General features: G+C 40.4%; 2 protein-coding genes. Both read right to left on the reverse strand.

All coding sequences use genetic code 11. From position 1 onward, the window contains the following. Positions 1–166: 166 nt before the first annotated feature. Entirely contained in the window at positions 167–1522 is a 1356-nt protein-coding gene (locus tag ABWO41_RS14460) for a DEAD/DEAH box helicase (RefSeq protein ID WP_353139507.1), read from the reverse strand. A gap of 89 nt (positions 1523–1611) precedes the next feature. Continuing rightward, positions 1612–5304 (reverse strand): phosphoribosylformylglycinamidine synthase, encoded by a 3693-nt coding sequence (gene purL, locus ABWO41_RS14465; RefSeq protein WP_353139510.1) that lies wholly within the window; start codon positions 5302–5304, stop codon positions 1612–1614. Positions 5305–6054 lie beyond the last annotated feature (750 nt).

A 6054-nucleotide genomic window follows, 5' to 3' on the forward strand; every position in this document is an offset into this window, starting at 1 on the left:
AGCGAGTCCATTTTTACTAACTTTCTGAGAGATACTTTTTGCCCCCTCATCCGCCCTTTGGGCACCTTCTTTCTAATGGAGAAGGATAAAATAGTAAAGGAAGAAGCTCTGAAACTATATGGTATTTCACACTAAAAACGGAGTCAGCAAGGCAAAAAAGTAGAGCTTAACTACTTTTCCTAAACCTTCTCCTTTTAGATTCCCAATTCGATTGTGAATTCCCTTCTTTAGAAAAGCTTCTTTCTTTATTCTTCCAGCTGTTTTCTTTTCTGTCGTTGTCTTTGCCTTTATGAACTGTTTTAGGCTTGCTGCCTTCAGGTTTTCTCGCTTGTTGTTGTGGTTTCTTGCCTTGTTTTTTACCAGTCTCTTTAGCTACAAAGTTTTCCATAGGGAAAGGATTATCCTCACCGAGAGGGACACTTTTTCCAATGATTTTCTCGATATCCTTTAAAAATGGTTTTTCGTCCACATCACAGAAAGAAATAGCGATGCCTTCGGCTCCGGCTCTTCCGCTTCTTCCTATTCTATGCACATAAGTTTCGGGGATATTCGGAATCTCGTAGTTAATTACATATTTCAGGCTGTCTATATCTATACCTCTGGCGGCAATGTCGGTAGCAACCAATACACGTATGGCTTTGGTTTTAAAATCGTCTAAAGCGCGCTGTCTGGCATTTTGAGATTTATTGCCATGTATCGCAGCAGACTTAATATGTTGTTTAGCCAGTGTTTTTACCACCCTGTCTGCGCCGTGTTTGGTACGGGTAAATACCAGAACAGAATCAAGCAGCTGGTCTTTCAGAATATGAAGCAGTAAATTGTTCTTATTGTTCTTGTCTACAAAATATACGGTCTGGTTAATGGTCTCTGCCGTAGACGAAACCGGAGTAACTTCTACCTTAACAGGTGATTTTAAAATCTCTTCAGACAATTTCTGAATGACAGGCGGCATGGTAGCCGAAAAGAATAGCGATTGTCTGTGCTGAGGCAATACCGCAATAATCTTTTTAACATCATTAATAAAACCCATATCCAGCATTCTGTCTGCTTCGTCCAGCACAAAAAGATTAATATGCTTTAAGCTCAGGTGCTTTTGATGCATCAGATCCAGCAAACGTCCCGGAGTAGCCACCAAAATATCTACCCCTTTTTGCAATGCGTCTACCTGCGATTTTTGATTTACCCCGCCAAAAATGACAGCGTGTTTCAATCTCAGGTTTTTGCCATAATCGCTAAAGCTGTCGCCAATCTGAATGGCTAGCTCGCGTGTTGGCGTTACGATTAATGCTTTAATTGTGTTTTTCTGGTGATTTTTCTTTAAATCCTCATCCAGTAACTGTAAAATAGGGATAGCAAAAGCCGCAGTTTTCCCTGTTCCTGTTTGGGCACATCCTAAAAGGTCTTTTCGTTGCAGTACAAGCGGAATAGCCTGGGCTTGAATAGGAGTAGGGGTTTGGTAATTTAAAGCCTTCAGGGCTTTTTGTATAGGTTGAATTAAATTTAACGTTTCAAACGATGTCATGAATTTTGATGTTATGATTGGCAACAAGTGCCTAAAGAAAAAGTCCAGTTTAGCATTTCTAAACTGGACTTTTTAAAAATTTGATACTCTTATTTTTTATTTTCCTCAATCCATTTTCTGGCGTTAACGAAAGCCTCAATCCAAGGCGTAACCTCGTCAGATTTTCTTTCGTTAGGATAGAAACCAGTTTGCCAAGGGAAAATAGCTCTTTCTAAGTGAGGCATCATGGCTAAATGACGACCATCTTTAGAAACGATAGCAGCGGTATTATCTCTGGACCCGTTAGGGTTTGCAGGATAAGTTCCGTGGCTATAACCAATAGCAATGTTATATTCGCTGCATTCGTAAGGGAATTCGAATTTACCCTCTCCGTGAGCAACCCAGATACCTAATTTAGAACCAGCTAAAGATTTTAATAAAATTGAGTTGGTGTCTTTAGCAATATTCACATTTAAAAAGATAGACTCAAATTTACCAGAGCTGTTGTGTTTTAACTTCACTCTTTCTTTATGCTCCGGATAAATTAAACCTAATTCTGCCATTAATTGGCAACCGTTACAAACACCTAAAGATAAAGTGTCCGGACGGGCATAGAAATTATCTAAAGCAGCTTTCGCTTTCTCGTTGTACAAGAATGCACCAGCCCAGCCTTTAGCAGAACCTAAAACGTCGGAGTTAGAGAAACCACCTACATAAACAATAAAGTTTACGTCAGAAAGATCTTCTCTACCGGCAATCAGGTCGGTCATGTGCACATCTTTTACGTCGAAACCTGCTAAGAACATCGAGTAAGCCATCTCACGGTCACCATTTACACCTTTTTCTCTGATGATTGCCGCCTTAATACCGCTTTTTGTTTGTCTGCCATGCTCCAAACCTAAATCAACCAGTTTTCCGGTAAAATGTGCCGGATAGTTGAATTGCAATTCGTGGTTGGTATAGTTCTCAAAACGCTCTTTCGCCAATTCTGGCTTGGTTTGTTTAGCATCCAATAAATAAGATGTTTTGTACCAGGTAGTTCTTAAATCGTCAATGTTGAAAGATTTGCTGTTACCGTTTAAGTTCACAGTCAATTCATTTCCTTTAACAACTGTACCAATTTTCTCTGCTTGAACACCTTTTGCAGCTAATGCGTTTTTAACTTCTTCCGCATTTTTAACCTGAAGCACCAAAGCAGGGTTTTCTGCAAATAATACTTTTACCAGACTAGATTCTTTGAAGAAATCAACATTGGCATTAATAGCGATATTCTTTTCTGCGAAACACATCTCCAATAAAGTAGTAATCAAACCACCAGAAGAAACGTCGTGACCCGCAAGAACCAGATCATTCTCAATTAAATCCTGAACGGCATTAAAAGCAGCTTTAAAATAAGCTACGTCTTTAATATCAGGAGTGTTGTTTCCAACTTTATTTAATACCTGTGCAAAAGAAGATCCGCCTAAAGCTAATGGAGATTTAGTTAAATCGATATAGATTAATTCAGTACCTTCTTCTTTTACCAGATTAGGTGTAACATGTTTTTTAACGTCTGTTACCTCACCAGAAGCAGAAATAATAACAGTACCCGGAGAGTAAACTACGCCGTCTTTGTATTTCTGCGTCATAGATAAAGAGTCTTTACCTGTAGGGATATTGATTCCCAATTCGCAGGCAAAATCACTTACCGCTTCAACAGCTTCGTATAAACGCGCATCCTCACCTTTATTTTTACAAGGCCACATCCAGTTGGCGCTTAAAGAAATACCAGCAAGACCACTTTCTAATGGAGCAAAAACGATGTTTGCCAAAGATTCAGCGATAGCAATTCTTGAACCGGCAGCAGCATTAGCCAAAGCGATAGCAGGTGCATGTCCAACAGCAGTAGCCACACCAGCTTTTCCTCTGTAATCCATAGCCATAGCACCAAAATTGCTTAATGGCAATTGTAAAGCACCTACGTTTTGTTGTTGGGCAACTCTACCTGTTACAGAACGGTCAACCTTATTTGTTAACCAGTCTTTACAAGCAACAGCTTCCAGTTGAAGAACATCATTCAGATAGTCTGCTAATTTTTCTTCTTTATATTCGATATCAGAGAAACTATCATTTTGTTTCTCGTCATTCATAATCGTTTTTGGAGGATTACCGAACATATCTTCCAGTTTCCAGTCGATAGGTTTTTCGCCAGTAACTGAAGACTCGAAAGTAAACTGATGGTCGCCGGTGATATCACCAACCACATAGAAAGGTGCTCTTTCTCTTTCAGCTACTTTTTGTAAAGTATCGATATCTTTTTGCTGAATCACCAATCCCATTCTTTCCTGAGACTCGTTTCCGCAGATTTCCTTAGCAGAAAGGGTAGGGTCGCCCACGGGTAATTTAGAAAGATCAATCTTACCACCTGTAGCTTCCACCAATTCAGAAAGACAGTTTAAATGACCGCCAGCACCATGGTCATGAATAGAAACAATGGGGTTTTCGCCACTTTCCATCATCGCTCTGATGGCATTGTAAACCCTTTTTTGCATCTCAGGATTAGAACGTTGAATAGCGTTTAGCTCGATAGCGCTGTTAGAAGCTCCGGTATCTAAAGAAGATACTGCCGAACCGCCCATACCAATACGGTAATTATCGCCACCCATCACCACAATTTTATCGCCAGCTTTAGGATCGTTCTTTTTAGCGTCTTTATACAAACCGTAACCAACGCCGCCCGCCTGCATAATTACTTTATCGAAACCGTAACGTTTTCCGTTTTCCTGATGCTCGAAAGTGAACACCGAACCGTTGATTACCGGTTGACCGAATTTATTTCCGAAATCAGAAGCACCATTAGACGCTTTGATCAGGATATCCATAGGTGTTTGGTATAACCAGTTTCTTTCTGCCATACCGTTTTCCCATGTTCTGCCTTCTTCTAAACGGGAATAAGCAGTCATGTAAACCGCGGTTCCGGCTAAAGGTGCACTGCCAATACCTCCGGCAATCCTGTCTCTAATCTCACCACCAGAACCAGTAGCAGCACCATTGAATGGCTCTACGGTAGTAGGGAAATTGTGCGTCTCAGCTTTCAGAGAAAGTACAGATTCTACTTCTTTAATGTCGAAGAAGTCGGCTTTATCCTGTGTAGCCGGAGCAAATTGCTCTACTTTTGGCCCTTTGGTAAAAGAAACATTGTCTTTATATGCAGAAACTACTTTGTTAGGATTGGTCTCGGTAGTTTTCTTAATCAATTTGAATAGTGAAAGCGGTTTTTCTTCACCATCGATAATGAAACGGCCGTTGAAGATTTTATGACGGCAGTGTTCTGAGTTTACCTGAGAGAATCCGAAAACTTCAGAATCTGTCAGCTTACGTCCGTTCTTCTCCGCTACCGATTTCAGGTAGTTAATTTCCTCTTCACTTAATGCCAAACCTTCTTCTTTGTTGAAGGTTTCAATATCATCAATATATTTAATAGGCTCTGGTTTGATATTAATGTCGAAAATATCCTGACCCAGGCCATTATAAATTACTTCCAGCATGCTGTCGTGAGCAGCGTCTGCACTGTTTACTTCAGAAAACTCTTCGATACGTAAAATACCCTGAATACCCATATTTTGAGTGATTTCTACGGCATTTGTTGCCCACGGAGTTAACATTTCTTTACGCGGACCTTTAAAAAATCCTTCTAAAGTATTGTTGTCTAATACTTTGCCGTCTAGCAGCCAGTTCAGTTTTTCTTTGTCTTCTGAAGAGATTGGATTTTGAGAATGTATGGCGTAAATACTACCACTATTGCTTTTAGCAAAAACGATCATGATTCTACTTTAGATTGAAAGCGCAAAGATACATAAATCACTTTGCTTCTGTGATTTTTTTTAAGATTATCTGTGTTATTTTACACTGTTTTGTATATTGGAGTGAGTTCTCGGTTTTACCTGCCATATTAAGTAAAGTAGAACTCCCTTTCATAGTAATTTTCTCGCCCTCTAGGGAGAGATGCCCGAAGGGCAGAGATACCTGAAGGAGCGGAGAGGGTATTAATAATTTGTTCGCTTACGCTGAAGTCTTCCCGTCCTCAATACTCTGCCCCGAACTCGATTAGCAGCATTATCGTTAGGTGAAGAGCAAAAGCACAGAAAAGCAGAGAAATAGTCATTTTACGTCATTCTGACCGGAGGGAAGAATCCCACAAGCAGAGTGTTGCTTTTATGATGAGATACCTACCTGCCTATCCTGGTTGTGCTCCTGTATTGGCCGGAAGGGATCTCCGTATTAATAGGTTACTGCCGTTAATATTCCTATGCGAAAATTTTCATTCATTTTCTACAAAACCGTTCATATATACTATTCTCGTCCTATTCCCGAAGGGACTCCTTTGGAGCAGGGAGAGATGCCCGAAGGGCAGAGAGGGTGTTTATGATTTACCTTAATTTTTTCCTTACCCACAGGGTTTTCTGTCTTCATAGCCAGACAGGCCTAGTTCTTTCCCATCAGCTGGAAAGAACCAAAGAGCCGCGGCTGCATAAGATTTGCTAAAAACCAGGCTCCGTTCGCTAAACAACCCG

The organism is Pseudopedobacter sp., assembly GCF_040392825.1.
Lineage (GTDB): Bacteria > Bacteroidota > Bacteroidia > Sphingobacteriales > Sphingobacteriaceae > Pseudopedobacter.